This is a genomic window from Methylobacterium sp. 37f, assembly GCF_023093475.1.
Classification (GTDB): domain Bacteria; phylum Pseudomonadota; class Alphaproteobacteria; order Rhizobiales; family Beijerinckiaceae; genus Methylobacterium.
In genome coordinates, this window is the sequence record NZ_JAGHKN010000016.1 from 67,011 (window position 1) to 83,934 (window position 16,924).

Sequence of the window (16,924 nt, forward strand, 5' to 3'; positions counted from 1 at the left end):
TCGAGAGAAACGCCCGCGTTCGACGCGATCACCAAAAACTCGGCTTCACCGCGGCCAGGATCACGATGAGGATCATCAGCAGCGTCGGCACCTCGTTGAGGATGCGGTAGAATTTCGGCGCGCGCGTGTTCCGGTCGGCGGCGAAGTCCTTGACCATCCGGGCGAGCCAGCCGTGGACGCCGCTCATGGCCAGCACCAGCACGAACTTCGCCTGAAGCCAGCCGGCCGCATAGTAGCCGCTCATCCAGGCGAGGGTCAGGCCGAACACCCAGGTGGCGATCATCGCCGGAGTCATGATCGCCTTCAGCAGGCGCCGCTCCATGACCTTGAAGGTCTCGGACTGGGCCGCCGCATGCGGTCCCGGCACCAGGGCGGCGTGGTAAACGAACAAGCGCGGCAGGTAGAGCATCGCCGCCATCCAGGAGATGAGCGCGACGAGGTGCAGGGCCTTGAGCCAGGGGTAGAGCCCGTCCACGTCGGCCTCAGCCCCGCAATCGGGCGAGCATGCGCTCGACATGGGCGATCGGCGTCTGCGGCGTGATGCCGTGGCCGAGATTGAAGATGTGCGGCAGCCCTTCGGTGGCCGCCAGCACCCCGTCCACCGCCGCGTCGAGGGCGGCTCCGCCTTCGATCAAGGTTTCCGGATGGATGTTGCCCTGCGTCACTGTGCTGGCCGGCACGGTCTGACGAAGCGCCTTGAGATCCACCGACCAGTCGACCCCGACCGCATCGGCGGCGGTCTCGGGCACCACGCGGGCATGGCCTTCGAGCCCGGAGCCGCGGGCGAACACGATGATCCGGGCGCCCGGCACCCGGGCCCGGACCCCGGCGATCATCCGGGCGATGGGCTGGAGCGACCAGCGCGTCAGGGCATCGCGCTCGGTCGCGTCCGGAAGCGCGCTCTCGGCGACCTCGTTGACGGCCTCCTCGGTGATCTCGCCGGCGCCGCGGGCGTCGGGCAGCGCGCCCGCATGCGACTCGAAGATCTGCACCGCATCGGCCCCGGCCTCGAGCTGACGCACGAGGTATTCGGTCTGCACCGTGACGAGGCGGTCGATCAGGGCCTCGACCAGGGCGGTGTCCTGCCGGGCCAGCGCCCGGGAGGGGGCGAGGTCCGGCGTGCCGCGGCCGCCGATCATGTAGCTCGCCACCGTCCAGGGCGCGCCGCAGAAGCCGAGCAGGGTGGTCTCGTGGGGCAGTTGCGCGCGCAGGCGTCGCACCGTCTCGAAGACCGGCTCCAGGTGGGCGAAGATCGCCGGATCGCCGGCCTCGCGCAGGCGCTCGAACTCGGCCCGGCCCGCCATGGGGTCGAGGCGCGGCCCTTCCCCCTCCACGAAGCGCACGGTCTGGCCGAGCGCGTCCGGGATCACCAGGATGTCGGAGAACAGGATCGAGGCCTCGAAGCCGAAGCGCCGGATCGGCTGCAGCGTCACCTCGGTGGCGAAGTCGGGATTGTAGCAGAGGTCGAGGAAGGAACCGGCCCTGGCCCGGACCTCCCGGTACTCGGGCAGATAGCGCCCGGCCTGGCGCATCATCCAGGCGGGGGGACGGGGCAGGGCCTCGCCCGCGAGAACCCGCAGGACCGCCCGGTCCTGTCCCGTGCGGTTCCCTGCAACTGCCTGGCTCATCCGATCTCCCGACGTCCCAATCCCGTGTGGCCGGTATGTAGCACCGAAGCGCCGGATGTCTTCCTCCCGAAATGTCTTCCTCCCGAAACCGTGTCGCTCGGAAAACCTCCTGTCCCGAAAGCGCTCCCTCTCCAAAATCCCGCCTCTTCCGAAAATACGCCTCTTCCGGAAACACAGGTCTTCCGAAAACCCGTGTTTCCCGAAAACTCTTGCCGGGTCCGGGTGCCGGATGGGCGCTCCGGACGTCATCCCCACACCGGCTCTCTAAAAGGAAAGAGAGATTCTAGGACTCTGTTTTTTCTTTTAGAGGGCTGGATGGCGGGACCGGAAAATCGTCCACAGGGCGTCCCCGCGGCCGCGGCGTTAATCAGGCTTTAACGGATTGGGTCCAATGTTCGGGATAGGTGATGGCCTACAGTGCCTTGCCCCTGCCCGGCGGCGCCCGACCGGGCTTCGGTCCCGGATTCTCCCAAAACCGCGCGGGAATCGCGCCGGTGTGATCGGGTGTTGACGCCGGAGTCGACAACACGACCCGGGCCCCCGCTGGACCCTTCGGGCAAGCCAGCTTATCCACCCTTATCGACTCCCCTGACCGAGCCCGGTGGACAAGACCATGACGGGTGATCGTCATGCATCCTGGACCTCAGGCCGGAGGAGACAGCCCTTCGATGAGCCGTAGTTATTTCCACCTGCATCTCGTGTCGGATTCCACCGGCGAGACGCTCATCAACGTGGGCCGCGCGGCCGCCGCCCAGTACGAGGGCGTCTCGGCCATCGAGCACGTCTATCCGCTGGTGCGCTCCGCCCCGCAGCTCGAGCGGGTGATCTCCGAGATCGAGGCCGCTCCCGGCCTCGTGCTCTACACCCTCGTCGGCCACGACCTGACCGAGCGGCTGGAGGCGGCCTGCCGCGAGACCGGCTCGCCCTGCCTCTCGGTGCTGCAGCCGGTGCATGCGCTGCTGCAATCCTATCTGGGGGCGGATTCGACGGCCCGGCCCGGCGCGCAGCACATGCTCAACGCCGAGTACTTCAAGCGCATCGACGCGATGAACTTCACCCTGGCCCATGACGACGGCAACCTGCCGCTCGACGTCAACGAGGCCGACGTCATCCTCGTCGGGGTCAGCCGCACCTCGAAGACGCCGACCGCGATCTACCTCGCCAATCGCGGGCTGAAGACCGCGAACTTCCCCCTGGTGCCCGGCATGCCCCTGCCCGAAACCCTGGAGACGGCGCGAAAACCCCTCCTGGTCGGGCTGCTCGCCAGCCCGGAACGCATCGTCCAGATCCGCCAGAACCGGCTCCTCAGCCTGAAGGCCGACGATTCCTCGCTCTATGTCGACCGCAGCGCGGTGGCCGACGAGATCGCCGCCTGCCGCCGCCTCTGCGCCAAGCACCGCTGGCCGACCATCGACGTGACCCGGCGCTCCATCGAGGAGACGGCCGCGGCCATCCTCGACCTGCACCGCGAGCACCGCCTCAAGTTCATCGCCTCCTGAGGGGCTGCCCCGCATGACGAGTTCCCTGTGGCGCGGGGCCCTGCCCCTCCTCCTCGCCTCCACCAGCCCGACGCGGCGCGGCCTCCTCGACGGCGCGGGACTGGCGGTCGAGACGGAAAACCCCGGCGTCGACGAGCGCGCGGTGGAGGCAGAAGCGGCCGGGCTCGCCCCGGACGACCTGGCCCGGCGCCTCGCCGAGGCCAAGGCGGGCGCGGTCGCTGCGCGCCGGCCATCGCGCGTGGTGGTCGGGGCGGACCAGGTCCTCGCCTGCGACGGCACCTTGTTTCACAAGCCGGCGGACCCGGCCGCTGCCCGCGACCAGATCGGCCGCCTCGCCGGGCGCACCCACGCGCTGCATTCGGCGGTGGCGCTGGCCATCGACGGCGGGGTGGTCGAAACCTTCGTGGAGACGGCGCGCCTGACCATGCGGCCCCTCACGGCGGCGCAGATCGCCGCCTATGTCGACGGCGCCGGGCCGGACACAATCCGGTCGAGCGTCGGCGGCTACCAGCTCGAAGGCCTCGGCATCCACCTGTTCTCCGCGATCGCCGGCGACCATTCGACGATCCTCGGCCTGCCGCTGCTGCCGCTCCTGGCGCGGCTGCGCGCCCGGGGGCTGCTGGGTTTCTGACGATTCCTCGATCCACCGACCGCGCGAGGCCACCATGTTTGCGACCGTCCGCCCTCTCCTCAAGGCCCTGCGCTTCGGCGCCCTGCCCCTCACGCTGGCGGCGGCCCCCGCCTCGGCCGCCAGCTTTCCCTGCGAGAAGGCCGAGGCCGCCGACGAGAAGGCGATCTGCGCCCACCTGTCCCTCAACGACCTCGACGTGGAGATGGCCACCCGTTTCGAGATCCTGCGGGCCATGCTGCCGATGGGCGGCAATGCCAAGCTGCGCGAGGACCAGGAAACCTGGCTCACCGAGCGCCGCACCTGCGGCGGCGACGTCGCTTGTCTGAAGCAGGCCTATGAAGGCCGGCTCAAGACCCTGCGGGCGGTGTTTTCGGAATTCGCCAAGCAGGGGCCGCTGTAGCGAGCACGGGCGGGCGGGCAAACCCGCCGAGCGTGAAAAGCCCGCCGAGTATGAAAAGAAAGCCGGCGAAATTCCTATCCGAGCCGGCTCAGCAAACGGTCCATCAGCGGGTTGTCGGGGGTGAACGCGTAGTCGATCTTGCGCACGTTCACGGCTCCGGCCCCGGCCTTGACCAGGGCGTCGGCGAGCTCGAACACCGCGTCGACGGGGCAGTGCAGCACCATCTCGCCACGCCCCTCGGGGGCGCCGTAGGGCAGTTCGGCATCGTGCAGGGCGGCGATGCCGGCGAGATCGATGTCGCCGTCGTCCGGCATGGCGGCCCGGACCTCGCGGGTGGTGCGGGCCCGTTCCTCCGCCTGGATGCGGCCGAGCACCGCCCGCAGGGCCCGGCGCTGGGGCTCGCCCCAGGGGGCGTTGAGGGAGGCGACGAGGTTCGCCTCCGAGCGCAGGATGATCCCGTCCTCCAGGATCTTGAGGGCGTTGGCGGCCAGCGTCGCACCCGTGGTGGTGATGTCGACGATGATCTCGGCCGAACCCGCCGCCGGCGCGCCCTCGGTGGCGCCCAGGCTCTCGACGATGCGGTAATCCGCGACCCCGTGCTCGGCGAAGAACCGGCGCGTGAGGTTGATGTACTTGGTGGCGATGCGCAGGCGCTTGCCGTGGCGGACCCGCATCTCGGCGGCGACCTCGTCGAGGTCGCTCATGGCGCGGACATCGATCCAGGCCTGCGGCACGGCGACGACCACCGTGGCCTGTCCGAAGCCGAGCGGCGTCAGCAGCTCGACCTGGCCGCGCGCGTCGGGCAGCGACTCGCGGATCAGGTCCTCGCCGGTGATGCCGAGATGCGCCGCGCCGCTGGCGAGCTGCGCCGCGATCTCGGAGGCCGAGAGGTAGCGCACCTCGACGCCGGGCACCCCGACGAGCTTTCCGCGATAGTCGCGGGCGCCGGTGTTCTGCGCCAGCTTGAGGCCCGCGCGGGCGAAGAAGGCGGCGGCGTTCTCCTGCAGCCGGCCCTTGGAGGGAACCGCGAGGACGAGGGAATCCGGTTCAGCCACGGGCTGCCTCCTTCACGGTTGCGGCGTCCGCGGCGACCCGCGAGAGCCAGACGGCGCAGCCGACGGCGGGGACCGGCACGGGGCTTCCGAGATGCTGGAGCAGGCCGTCGTAGCGCCCGCCGCCGACGAGCGGCAGCTTCGGCGCACCGGGCGCCGTGCCCTCGAAGATGAAGCCGGTGTAGTAGTCGAGGTTGCGGGCGAAGCCCCCGGAGAACCGGAAACGCGCGACGGGCAGGCCGCGGGCGGCCATGAAGCCGGTGCGCTCCTCGAACAGCTCCAGCGCCGCCTCCAACGGGGGATGGTCCAGGCCGGCCTCGCGGACGAGGTCGCGCATGGCGGCGGCGGCGGTGTCGGGGTCGCCCTCGATGGCGCGATAGCGCTCGACCACGGCCCGGTTCTCCGGGTTGAGACCGGAGCCGCCGCTGGCCTGCGCGGCCGCCTTGGCGAGGAAGCGCTCGGCGATCTCGCCGGCGCTGCGGCCGCCGACCCGCGAGATCCCGGCGATCGACAGCACGTCCTCCACGAAGGCGCGTACGCCCTGGGGGTCCTGGCCCTGGATCGCCGCGAGGAGGCCGGCATGCGGGTCCTCGGTGCGCAGGCCGTTGGTGACGGCATCGAGGGAGCGCCCGGCCGCGAGCGCCCGCAGGGTGCGGCGCTTGGCGGTCGGCGGCACCGCGAGGGCGTCGAGCAGCGCGTCGATGAGGCCCATGTCACCGAGGCGGACGGCGACGTCCGGGCGTCCGAGCAAGGCGAGACCTTCCAGGGCGAGGCCGATCACTTCGGCATCGGCGGCCGGCGTGTCGGTGCGCCCGACCGATTCGATGCCGGCCTGGAGGAACTCGTCGGGCTCGTCGCCGGCCAGCCGGAAGACCGGCCCGAGATAGCTGTAATCGGCGCTGCGCGGGGCCGTGGGTGCGGGCGACGAGGCGCCTGTGGGTGCCGAGAGTTTCGGCGTGTGCGCGAGATGGTGGCGGCACACGGGGATCGTGAATTCCGGCCGCAGGCAGAGTTCGCTGCCCGAGGCGTCCTGGGTCACGAAGATGCGTCGGCGGATGTCCTCGCCCGACAGTTCCAGGAACGGCTCCACCGGCTGCAGCACCGGCGGCGTCACGACGCCGTAGCCGGCGCCCTGGAAATGGGTGAGCAGGCGCAGGTGATCCTGCGATTGTTCGCCCGCGGTTCCCCCGCCTGCCTCCGGTCTGGTCATCGTGTCGCCTGCCGCCTCATCGGGGGCTCTAGTAGCAACCGACTCGGCGCTTGGCGATGGCCCCGGCGCCGCGCGATCTAGAGCCAGCCCTGCAATTCGCGCCGGACCACGGTCTCGATCACCGTCATGCCGAGATCGCTGTCGTTGAGGCAGGGGATGTAGGCGAACTGCTCGCCGCCATTGTCCTCGAAATAGTGGCGGTTCTCGCCGTCGAGCTCCTCCAGCGTCTCGAGGCAATCGGCGGTGAAGCCGGGGGCCACGATCGCCATACGCTTGACGCCGCTCTTGGCGAGGGTCTGGACGGTCTCGTCGGTATAGGGCCGCAGCCATTCCTCGTTGCCGAAACGCGACTGGAAGGTGGTGCGCATCTTGTCGGTCGAGAAGCCCAGGGCCTCGCGGATCAGGCGGCCGGTCTTCACGCACTGGCAATGGTAGGGATCGCCCTTGAGCAGGTAGCTCTTCGGCACCCCGTGGAACGAGGTCAGGATCACCTCGGGCTCGAAATCGAGCTTGGCCAGGCCCTCGCGGATCGAGGTCGCCATCGCGTCGATGTAGACCGGGTCGTCGTGATACGGGGCCGAGACCCGGACCGTGGGCTGCCAGCGCATCTGCATCAGGGCCTTGAAGGCCTGGTCGCAGGCGGTGGCCGAGGTCGCGGCCGCGTATTGCGGGTAGAGCGGCACCAGCAGGATGCGATCGCAGCCCTGGTCGAGCAGGGCCTGGATGCGCAGGCGCACCTCCGGCTTGCCGTAGCGCATGGCCCAGTCGACCACCACCGAATCACCCATCGCCGCCTGCAGCCGCTCGGCCTGGCCCCGCGTGATGGTCTTCAGCGGGCCCTCGTTGCGCTCGTTGTTCCACACGCTGGCATAGTCGCGGCCCTTCGGCCCCGGCCGCTTGGTCAGGATGATGAGGTTGAGGAGCGGCCACCAGATCAGGCGCGGCACTTCGATGACGCGGCGGTCGGACAGGAATTCCTTGAGGTAGCGGCGCATCGGCCAGTAGCTCGTGCCCTCGGGCGTCCCGAGGTTCATCAGCAGCACGCCGACCCGACCCCAGCGCACCGGCGGATGCTCGGCCGGCAGGGGCGCGTGCGTGGCGGTGGTCGGGAGCGACAGGCCCTCCTGCGGGGACGGCGGTGCGACGCGTTCGTTCATCGGGTTTCCGTAACGCCCGGGCAGCCGGGCTCGAGGGGGGCGCAGATGGGGACAGGTTGTGTCGGTGCCCATATCGATCTAGAGCACGGAGCCTTCCAGCGATCACGCGATGGATGAAGGCGCGACATGCCGTCTCCCCGGTACTTCTTCAACCACTTCATGCCCTTCACGGGCTATCCCTATACGGGAGGACCGACCGCCTGCAATCTTTGCGGATCGGCGGAATCGGTGGTGGTGGCCGAGAGCGACCGGCGGCTGAAGATCCTGCGTTCCATCGCCTGCCGCCAGTGCGGCCTGATCCGCACCGACCCGATGCCCACCCCGGCCGAGCTGTCGGATTACTACGCCAACGCCTACCGCGCCGATTACCAGCTCGCCTTCGCGGGCGGCCCGCCCCGCGTCCACCTCAAGCGCTCCGCCCGCGAGGCCGCCTTCCGCGCCGGCCTCCTGGCGCCCAAGCTGAAGCCGGGTGCCCGCGTGCTCGATTTCGGTTCCGGATCGGGCGAGTTCCTGGCCGAGGCCCGCGCCAAGGGCTGCGAGGCGATCGGTGTCGAGCCGGGGCGCGACTACGCCAACTACGCCCGCGCCCATCACGGCGTCGAGGTGCTGGACGACGCCGACGAGGATGCGCGCTTCCCCGAGGGGTATTTCGACGTCGTCACGACGCGGCACGTGCTGGAGCACCTGCGCGACCCCGCCGACGTGATGGAGCGTCTGGCCCGCTGGCTGAAGCCGGACGGCGTTCTCTTCGCCGCCGTGCCCGACATGGCCACTACCGGCAAGCCGGCGCATGAGCGCTTCCACTTCGCCCATGTCCACGGCTTCGTGCGCGAGACCTTCGACCTCAACGCCCGCCGGTCCGGCCTCGTGCCCCATCCGGATTACCCGCGCGAGAACACCGCGGTGGTCTACCGCAAGACCGATGCCCCCCCCGTGGCGCTGGCCTGCCCCGGCCTCGCCGAGCGCCTCGCGGTGGAACTGAAGCCGATGCCGCCGGGCGTCTTCCTCGCCTCCGGCGCCTGGCTCTGGCCCATGGTCCGCCGCAACGCCAAGGCCGTTCGCGACACCTTCGTGTCGCGCTGAGGCCGCGCGGGCAGAGCCTCGATCCACCTTCCCCGAAGATTCACCTGTCCGAAACGAGCGCGCGGCCGTGACAGTCGCGCGCGATCCTCGCGGGCTCGGCCCCGACCGTCATAGCGGGATCATCGATGGCGGCCTAGAAAACCGATCGGACGGCGGTCTTCCGCCGGGCCGCCCGCGATGCCGCCAGGACGACCCCATGCCGAGCCCCAACCGCCGCCAGACCTTCGGCCTCGGAATGGGCCTCGCCGCCGGCTTGAGCGGCCCGGCCGTAGCTGCCCCTGTTCCTGCCTCGCTGCCCGATCCGACCTTCACCCTGCTCCTCGTCAACGACGTCTACCAGATGGCCGACATCGACGGCCGAGGCGGCTTCGCGCGGCTGGCCGCCATCGTGAAGGCCGAGCGGGCGCGGGGGGTGCCGATGCTCTACGCCCATGCGGGCGACACCCTCTCGCCCTCGCTGATGTCGGGCTTCGATCGCGGCGCCCACATCGTCGAACTCCTCAACCTCGCACCGCCCGACGTGTTCGTGCCGGGCAACCACGAATTCGATTTCGGCCCGGCGGTCTTCGCCCAGCGCATCGGCGAGGCGACCTTCCCGACGCTCGCCGCCAACCTGCGCGACGGGGCGGGCCGGCCGCTCCCCGGCCTGCGCGACCGCATGGTGGTCACCCTCGGCGGCATCCGGGTCGGCGTGGTCGGCATCGCGCTTGCGAGCACGCCGGAGAAATCGCAATCGGGCGACCTGCGCTTCGGACCCGAGATCGAAACCCTGTCCCGCGAGGTCCAGGCCCTGCGCGCCGAGGGCGTCGACCTCGTGGTCGGGGTCTGCCACACGGCCCGGCCCACGGACGACGCCATCGTGGCGGCGCGCCTGGTGGACATCCTGCTCTCGGGCCACGACCACGACCTGATGCTGCGCTACGACGGCCAGACCGTGATGGTGGAATCGAGCTTCGACGCCCATTACGTCACGGCCATCGACGTCACCGCGACGGTGACCGGAACCGGCAAGACCCGCAGCGTTGCCTGGCGCCCGAGCTTCCGGGTCCACGACTCGGCCCAGGTGGTCCCCGATCCCGAGACCCAGGCCGTGGTGCGCCGCCTCGAAGCTGCCCTGTCGCGGGAACTCGACGTCCCGGTGGGCGAGATTCGCGGTCCCCTCGACAGCCGCATCGCCACGGTGCGGGCGCATGAGGCGAGCTTCGGCAGCCTCGTGGCCGACGCGATGCGGGCCTCCACCGGTGCCGCGATCGCCATCACCAATGGCGGCGGCATCCGGGGCAACCGGGTCTATCCGGCGGGGGCGACGCTGACCCGCCGCGACATCCTCACCGAACTGCCCTTCGGCAACACCGTCGTGCTCGTGGACCTCAGCGGTGCCCAGATTCATCGCCTCCTCGAAGGCGCGCTGTCCGACTGGGGCCGCCCCGCGGGCCGTTTCCCGCAGGTCTCCGGCCTCGTGGTCACCCTCGATCCCGCCGCGCCGGCGGGGAGGCGGATCGTCGACCTGACCGTGGACGGACGGACCCTGGCGCCGGAGGCGACCTACACGGTCGCGTCGAACAACTTCCTGTACGACGGCGGCAACGGCTACGGCGAACTGGCGCGCGGCCGCACCCTGATCGGGCGGACCGACGGCAAGCTCGTGGCCAACGAGGTCATGGCCTATATCCGGGCCAACGCCCCGCTCCCCGCCCCGACCGAGGGGCGCATCCTGGCCCGCTGATGCCCGACACCCCCGTCGCCGACGCCCTCGCCCGGTTCCGAAGCTCCGGTTCGCCCTGGCTCGCCCTGCCGTTCTTCGCGGACGGCTCCGCCGAGGCGGTCGCCGCCCGGGTGGATGCCCGCATCAAGGCGGGCGCCACCGTGCTGCCGGCCCCGGACGCCATCTTCAACGCCCTCGCGCTGACGCCCCTGGATCGGGTCAAGGCGGTCATCCTGGGCCAGGACCCCTATCCGACCCCCGGCGACGCCAACGGCCTCGCCTTCTCGTATGTGGGTCCCCGCCGGCTGCCCGCCTCGCTCAAGGTGATCCTGGCCGAATTGCCGCCGGGCACCGGACCGTCCACGGAATCGAGCCGGTCCCGGAGCGGAGACCTGACGCCCTGGGCCCGGCAAGGCGTGCTCCTCCTCAACGCCGCGCTGACGGTGGAGGCCGGCAAGGCCGGCGCCCACCTGCGCTACGGCTGGTCCGCCCTCACCGATCAGGCGGTGGCGGCGATCTCCGCCCGCCCGCAGCCCGCCGTGTTCCTGCTCTGGGGCGCACAGGCCCGCGCCCGGGCCGCGCTGATCGACGGCGAGCGCCACGGCGTCATCGCGTCGGGCCATCCCTCCCCGCTCAACCGGGCGCGGGATTTTCCGGGGTCCCGGCCCTTCGACGCCGCCAATGCCTGGCTCGAGGCGCACAGCCTCGCGCCGATCGACTGGCGGCTCCCCTGAACCGCCGTGCGGTTTGACGACGGGCCGGCGCGATCTATCTCACGCCTCTAAGCGGAGCTTAAGAATCCGCGATCGAGGAAACCCGCCCATGTTCGTCCGTTCCCTGTCGGCCGCCGGCCTCGCCGCGTGCCTCCTGCTGCCGGCCTCCGCCCAGGCCCAGATCCGCAACGCGCCGTCGCCGCGGGCGCTGGAATTCGCCGCCTACATCTTCGCCGCGTCCAACGTCTGCGGCTATCGCATCGGCACCGAGGAGTTCGATGCGCTGCTGGAGAAGCAGAACGTGCGCGCGGCCGATGTCGGTCCGCGCGGACCCTTCGGCGGACGGGTCCAGACCATCTTCGCATTGATGTCGAACCAGATGCAGCTCAACCGCGAGAAAGCCTGCCTCGCCGTGGCCGGCGAGTACGGCCCCGAGGGCACCATCACCAAGAACGTTCTGCTGCCGGCCTCGGCCGAAGCGCCTCCGGCAGCGGCACCGGAAACCAAGCCGGCGCAATAGATTGTTTGCCGGTTCATAGACGTCGGTTGACGGGGCACGGAGGCGGGGTCGCCGGTTATGATCCCGGCACAGACCTCACCCGCATTCGCGTTTCGGCCCTGAATCGCCTATATCGGACCTATTCCAAGTCCGAAGGTTCAGTCCATCATGGCGACGGCGTCGTTCGACACCGCCCGGCGCGACGCGAGCGCCGTTTCCGCAATCGAGAAGCTGCCCGAGTTCGAGCCGCAGGCGGCCCCGCTCGGGCGGGCTTCCCTCGTGGGGCTCACCCGCGAGCAGCTGAAGGCCCGGCTCGGGGCCATCGGCGTCTCCGAACGCGAGCAGCGCATGCGCTCGGGCCAGATCTGGCACTGGCTCAACGTGCGCGGCGCCAAGGCCTTCGACGACATGACCAATGTCGGCAAGGGCCTGAAGGCTCAGCTTGCCGAGGCCTACACCCTCGACCGGCCGGAGGTGATCACCGAGCAGGTGTCGCGCGACGGCACCCGCAAGTGGCTGATGCGGATGGCGCCCACCGGCAAGCACGACCACAATCGCGGCGCCGAGATCGAGTGCGTCTACATCCCGGGGCGCGGGCGCGGCACCCTCTGCGTCTCGAGCCAGGTCGGCTGCACGCTCACCTGCTCGTTCTGCCACACCGGCACCCAGCGCCTCGTGCGCAACCTGACGGCGGCCGAGATCACGGCGCAGCTCGTCGTGGCCCGCGACCATCTCAACGACTGGGCCGGGCAGAACCCCACCGCCCCCGGCGAGGACGAGACCCGGCGCAAGGTCACCAACATCGTCTTCATGGGCATGGGCGAGCCCCTGTACAATCTCGACAACGTCGTCGATGCCGTCGGCGTCATGGCCGACCAGGAGGGCCTCGGGCTCTCGCGCCGGCGCATCACCGTTTCGACCTCCGGCGTCGTGCCGCAGATGCAGCGCCTCGGCGACGAGGCCCATGCCATGCTGGCGATCTCGCTCCACGCGGTGCGCGACGACCTGCGCGACACCCTGGTGCCGCTTAACCGGAAATATCCCCTGGCCGAGCTGCTGGCCGCCTGCCGGTCGTATCCGGGCCTGAACAACGCCCGCCGCATCACCTTCGAATACGTGATGCTGAAGGGCATCAACGACACCGACGCGGATGCGCGCGAGCTGGTGCGCCTGCTCAAGGGCATCCCGGCCAAGATCAACCTGATCCCGTTCAATCCCTGGCCGGGCAGCATCTACGAATGCTCGGACTGGGAGCGCATCGAGCGCTTCTCCGAGATCGTCTATGAAGCCGGCTACGCGTCGCCGGTCCGCACGCCGCGCGGCCGGGACATCCTCGCCGCCTGCGGGCAGCTCAAGAGCGAGACCGAGAAGCTACGGGCCCGCGCCCGCATGATGCTGGAGGATGGCATCGGCGCCGAGGGCGTCTATGCGGGAGCCGACGACGGCGACGACGACTGACGGGTGCGTCTCCTCGGGCAGCTCTTCGTCGCCGCTTTGGCGCTGGTGCTGGCGATCCCGTGCGGGGCCGCCATCCTGGCCCTCGGAGCGATGCTCGACCCGGAGACCAGCGCGGCCCTGTCGCGCCTCGGCCTCGTCGGCCTCTTCGCGGGCCTGACCGACCTCGCCTCGGGCATCGGCCCCGAGACCCTGCTGTTCGCGTTGGCCGCCATCGCCCGCGCGCTGTTCGTGCTCCTCGTGGTGCCGCCCGTGCTGGTGGCGATCCTCGGCACCGTCCTCCACTGGCGCGCCGCCACCTGGTACGGCGCCGGCACCGGCCTCCTCACCGCCTGCCTGCCCTGGCTGGCCCGCGGCCTGTCGCGGCCCGTGACGGGCTCCGAGGCGCTGGCCCTGGAGGGTCGCATCACCGCCGTGCTGTTCCTCACCGGCGCCGCCTCCGGCCTCGTGTACTGGCTGATCGCCGGCCGGCATTCTGGCGTCCCTTCCGGCGTCCTTTCCGGCGCCCCTTCCGACCGCGACAACGGACGTGCCTGACATGCGGCTCACCCCTTCGCGCCTCGGCCTCGCCCTGGTCCTCGCCGCCTCGGGGCCTGGCGCGGTGCAACAGGGTTTGGCGCAGGGGACCGTTGGGGAGTCCGGCGCCGCGCAGGCCACACCCGAGCCGCCGCCGATCCAGTCCGACGACGCCCGCCTGCTGCCGGTGCTGGGCGCCCACGGCATGGTCGCGTCGCAGGAGGCGCGGGCCACCCGCGTCGGCGTCGAGATCCTGAAGGCCGGCGGCAATGCCGTCGACGCCGCCGTGGCGGTGGGCTTCGCCCTCGCCGTCACCCTGCCGCGCGCCGGCAATCTCGGCGGCGGCGGCTTCATGATGATTCACCGGGCGGAGGGCGACGAGACCATCGCCCTCGATTATCGCGAGACCGCTCCGGCCGCAGCCCGCTCGGACATGTTCCTCGATGCCGGGGGCGAGCCCGACCGCGCCGCCTCCACCCGCACCGGCAAGGCGGTGGGCGTGCCCGGCACCGTGCGGGGCCTGGCCGAGGCGCATCGTCTCTACGGTTCGGGCCGCTTCACCCTGGCCGCGCTGATCGCCCCGGCGGAGAAACTTGCCCGCGACGGCATTCCGGTGGAGTCGGGTCTCGCCGATTCGCTGCCCCGCGCCGCTGGGCTGCTCGGCCGCTGGCCGTCCTCGCGAACGATCTTCTTTGCCGGCGACAAACCCCTTCAGCGCGGCGACCGTCTGGTCCAGACCGATCTCGCCGACACCCTCGCGGCCATCGCGGCATCCGGCCCGGACGCGTTCCACACCGGCCCCATCGCCGCGCGCATCGCCGCCTCCGTGCAGGCGGCCGGCGGCGTGATGACGGCCGAGGACCTCGCCGCCTATCGCCCCGTCCTCCGTGAGCCGGTGCGCGGCACCTACCGGGGCTACGCCATCGCGTCGATGCCGCCGCCGAGCTCGGGCGGCATCCACCTGATCGAAATCCTCAACGTGCTGGAGGGCTTCGACCTCGCTCGCATGGGCGCGGGCAGCGCCGACGCCCTCCACGTCCTGGCCGAGGCGATGAAGCCGGCCTATGCCGACCGCGCCACCTGGCTCGGCGATCCGGCCCGCACCCAGGTCCCGGTGGAGGGGCTGATCGCCAAGCCCTACGCGGCGGGCCTGCGGGCCGGCATCGACCCGGCCCGCGCCCGGCCCGCCGACGCGGTGAAGGCCGGCGATCCCCTGCCCTTCGAATCCGACCAGACCACCCATTTCTCGGTGGTGGACGGAGCCGGCAACGCGGTTTCGAACACCACCACGCTGAACTTCTCCTACGGGATCGGCCTGGTGGCCGAGGGCACCGGCGTGCTCCTGAACAACGAGATGGACGACTTTTCGGCCAAGCCCGGCGCCCGCAACGCCTACGGCCTCGTCGGCAGCGTCGCCAACGCGGTGGCGCCCGGCGCCCGACCGCTCTCCTCCATGACCCCCGCCTTCGTGTTCCGGGACGGCCGCCTCGTTCTGGTGACCGGCAGTCCCGGCGGCAGCCGCATCATCTCGACGGTGCTGCAGGTCATCGTCAACGTCCTCGACTTCCGCATGAACCTCGCCGAGGCGGTCGCCGCCCCGCGCATCCACCACCAGTGGCAGCCGGACGTGCTGATGGCCGAGGAGGGCCTGTCGCCCGACACCCTGGCGCTCCTGCGGGCGCGCGGACACCGGATCAAGGTCGGGGCCACCTCCGGCTCGGCCAATTCGATCCAGGCCGCCGACGGCCTCCTCGCCGGCGCCGCCGATCCACGCCAGCGCGGCACCCTGGCCGACGGCTACTGAGCACCGGGGCGACCTGGGACCACCCAGCCTCGGTTGGCCTGCGGCCGCACTGCGCGCTACAGGAGAGTCGGGCCGCGCCCCGTTCCGGGGTGTCTCATCCGGGTTCCCGATGCTTCTCGTTCGTTCGCTCGCGTTCAACCTCGCCTTCTACGTCGCCACCACGATCATCGCGATCGCCGGCCTGCCGACCCTCGTCTCCCGCCGGGCGGTGATCCGGTTGGCGCAGGTCTGGGGCCGCGTCACCCTGTGGCTGCTGCGCGTGCTCGGCGGCGTCCGGGTGGAGTTCCGCGGCGTCGAGAACATCCCGCCCGGTCCCCTCCTGGTGGCGGCCAAGCATCAATCGGCCCTGGAGACCCTGGCGCTGGTCACCGCCTTCCCGGATTTCGCCTACATCCTCAAGCGCGAGCTGCTTTGGATTCCGCTGATCGGCTGGTACCTGTCCCGTGCCGGCATGGTCGCCATCGACCGCAGCAAGGGCGCCCGCGCCATGGCGACGATGAACGAGGCCGCCGCCGCCGCGATCCGGGCGGGCCGCCAGCTCATCATCTTCCCGGAAGGCACGCGCCGCGCGCCCGGAGCCCCCCCAGCCTACAAGCTCGGCATCACCCACCTGTATGCGGCCCTCGGGGTGCCGTGCCTGCCGGTCGCCCTCAACACGGGCCTGCACTGGCCCCGCCACCGGCTGGTGCGGCGCCCCGGAACGTCGGTGATCGAGTTTCTGGCCCCGATCCCGCCCGGCCTGGATCGGCCCCGCTTCCTCGAACTGGTGCAGGACCGAATCGAATCGGCCTCGGACGCGCTGGAATCCGCCGGACGGGCCGAACTCGCAGCCGGCGGCCATCCCGTTCCGGGTGCTGGTCCGGGATCCAAGCCCGACCTTCGGACACGGGTGGACCGGACGGGTTCGCCCGTCGCCTGAGGACGTCTCCGGCCTGTGTATGGCTTGTGGATAACTCCACTCATCCCCATCTCATTGGAGGTCGAGGCGTCGTGCTTGACGCCAACGAAACGTTAAGATTAATGTGGAACAAATGGCGAACAAGAGAGCCCTGTCCTGGTCGGCCGCACTTCGCGACCTGAAGGACGATCGAGCCCGGAGGCAGGAAGTGCGCGAGGAACGCCTGAGGACGACAGCCGGCCTGCGGGGGACGCCTGCCCTGGTGCTGAGCGCATGGCGCGGCCGGTCCGGTCGGCGCTACGTGGTCGGCATCCACGAACTGGCGGAGCCGGAACTCGACGACATGGGCGAGGCCGTGGTGATGGCCGTGCGCCGCGACGCGTCCGGGGTCGGCGAACTGATCTCGGTGGCCTCCGCCGGCCAGAGCCCGCGCGAGCGCCTGCACCGCAACTGGATCGCGCGGGCACGCCACAGGGGCGCCACCGAGATGCATGTCCATCGGCTCGCCGAGGACGAGGCCGAGCGCGAGGCCATCGTGGCCGACCTCGGCAGCGACCAGCGGGCCGACGCCGCGAACTGATCGCGGCGTCGCCCGTCGCCCGGAAACGGGTGGCCTGCCCGGCCCGCACGACGCGGGACGGCCGAGACCCGATGGGCCGGGATGACGGCCCCGC

At 70.9% G+C, this 16,924-nt stretch carries 17 protein-coding genes; 12 read left to right on the forward strand and 5 right to left on the reverse strand.

All coding sequences use genetic code 11. The features are described 5' to 3' along the window. Positions 1-28: 28 nt before the first annotated feature. Entirely contained in the window at positions 29-517 is a 489-nt protein-coding gene (gene hemJ / locus J7U37_RS12995) for a protoporphyrinogen oxidase HemJ (protein ID WP_247635984.1), read from the reverse strand. After that, on the reverse strand, positions 483-1,628 hold the full coding sequence (locus J7U37_RS13000) for a uroporphyrinogen decarboxylase (protein ID WP_056485612.1): 1,146 nt from the start codon (positions 1,626-1,628) through the stop codon (positions 483-485). Before J7U37_RS13000 ends, hemJ begins: the two co-directional genes overlap by 35 nt. 668 nt (positions 1,629-2,296) lie before the next feature. Between J7U37_RS13000 and J7U37_RS13005 the strand changes: the two genes are divergently transcribed. From J7U37_RS13005 to J7U37_RS13015, 3 genes are read left to right on the forward strand one after another with little or no spacing between them, the layout of a single operon-like run. Continuing rightward, positions 2,297-3,127, forward strand: a complete 831-nt coding sequence (locus tag J7U37_RS13005; protein WP_056187538.1) for a pyruvate, water dikinase regulatory protein — start codon at positions 2,297-2,299, stop codon at positions 3,125-3,127. A 13-nt stretch (positions 3,128-3,140) separates the two neighbouring features. Beyond that, positions 3,141-3,758 carry a Maf family protein gene (locus J7U37_RS13010; protein ID WP_247635985.1) on the forward strand — a complete coding sequence of 206 codons (618 nt, stop codon included), beginning with the start codon at positions 3,141-3,143 and terminating at the stop codon, positions 3,756-3,758. 34 nt (positions 3,759-3,792) lie between these two features. Further along, on the forward strand, positions 3,793-4,158 hold the full coding sequence (locus J7U37_RS13015) for a lysozyme inhibitor LprI family protein (protein ID WP_247635986.1): 366 nt from the start codon (positions 3,793-3,795) through the stop codon (positions 4,156-4,158). A gap of 74 nt (positions 4,159-4,232) precedes the next feature. On the opposite strand, the gene hisG is transcribed toward J7U37_RS13015, so the two are convergent. From hisG to hemH, 3 genes are all read right to left on the reverse strand, one after another. Beyond that, positions 4,233-5,213, reverse strand: a complete 981-nt coding sequence (gene hisG / locus J7U37_RS13020) for an ATP phosphoribosyltransferase (protein ID WP_056187525.1) — start codon at positions 5,211-5,213, stop codon at positions 4,233-4,235. Beyond that, a complete protein-coding gene (locus J7U37_RS13025; RefSeq protein WP_247635987.1) occupies positions 5,206-6,420 on the reverse strand; it encodes an ATP phosphoribosyltransferase regulatory subunit in 1,215 nt (404 codons plus the stop codon). The genes hisG and J7U37_RS13025 overlap by 8 nt, the downstream gene beginning before the upstream one ends. A gap of 77 nt (positions 6,421-6,497) precedes the next feature. Continuing rightward, complete coding sequence (gene hemH, locus J7U37_RS13030; RefSeq protein ID WP_056187510.1) at positions 6,498-7,577, reverse strand: ferrochelatase; 1,080 nt, start codon at positions 7,575-7,577, stop codon at positions 6,498-6,500. 126 nt (positions 7,578-7,703) lie between these two features. Here hemH and J7U37_RS13035 point away from each other — a divergent pair, with 126 nt between their 5' ends. The 9 genes from J7U37_RS13035 to J7U37_RS13075 all read left to right on the forward strand — a co-directional run bounded on the left by J7U37_RS13035 (position 7,704) and on the right by J7U37_RS13075 (position 16,830). After that, a complete protein-coding gene (locus J7U37_RS13035) occupies positions 7,704-8,660 on the forward strand; it encodes a class I SAM-dependent methyltransferase (protein WP_056187506.1) in 957 nt (318 codons plus the stop codon). A 196-nt stretch (positions 8,661-8,856) separates the two neighbouring features. Beyond that, positions 8,857-10,386 (forward strand): bifunctional UDP-sugar hydrolase/5'-nucleotidase, encoded by a 1,530-nt coding sequence (locus tag J7U37_RS13040; protein WP_247635988.1) that lies wholly within the window; start codon positions 8,857-8,859, stop codon positions 10,384-10,386. Continuing rightward, entirely contained in the window at positions 10,386-11,099 is a 714-nt protein-coding gene (locus J7U37_RS13045) for a uracil-DNA glycosylase (RefSeq protein ID WP_056187500.1), read from the forward strand. The genes J7U37_RS13040 and J7U37_RS13045 overlap by 1 nt, the downstream gene beginning before the upstream one ends. Before the next feature lie 88 nt (positions 11,100-11,187). Further along, a complete protein-coding gene (locus J7U37_RS13050) occupies positions 11,188-11,598 on the forward strand; it encodes a hypothetical protein (protein ID WP_247635989.1) in 411 nt (136 codons plus the stop codon). A 147-nt stretch (positions 11,599-11,745) separates the two neighbouring features. After that, entirely contained in the window at positions 11,746-13,035 is a 1,290-nt protein-coding gene (gene rlmN / locus J7U37_RS13055) for a 23S rRNA (adenine(2503)-C(2))-methyltransferase RlmN (RefSeq protein WP_056485588.1), read from the forward strand. 3 nt (positions 13,036-13,038) lie between these two features. Beyond that, on the forward strand, positions 13,039-13,569 hold the full coding sequence (locus J7U37_RS13060) for a hypothetical protein (protein WP_247635990.1): 531 nt from the start codon (positions 13,039-13,041) through the stop codon (positions 13,567-13,569). Position 13,570: 1 nt separating this feature from the next. Next, the gene (gene ggt / locus J7U37_RS13065; protein ID WP_247635991.1) at positions 13,571-15,352 is read left to right on the forward strand and encodes a gamma-glutamyltransferase; all 1,782 of its coding nucleotides are present in this window, start codon (positions 13,571-13,573) and stop codon (positions 15,350-15,352) included. A gap of 109 nt (positions 15,353-15,461) precedes the next feature. Further along, positions 15,462-16,271, forward strand: coding sequence for a lysophospholipid acyltransferase family protein (locus J7U37_RS13070; RefSeq protein ID WP_247635992.1), 810 nt, complete (start codon positions 15,462-15,464; stop codon positions 16,269-16,271). A 112-nt stretch (positions 16,272-16,383) separates the two neighbouring features. Then, positions 16,384-16,830 (forward strand): hypothetical protein, encoded by a 447-nt coding sequence (locus tag J7U37_RS13075; protein ID WP_056187485.1) that lies wholly within the window; start codon positions 16,384-16,386, stop codon positions 16,828-16,830. Positions 16,831-16,924 lie beyond the last annotated feature (94 nt).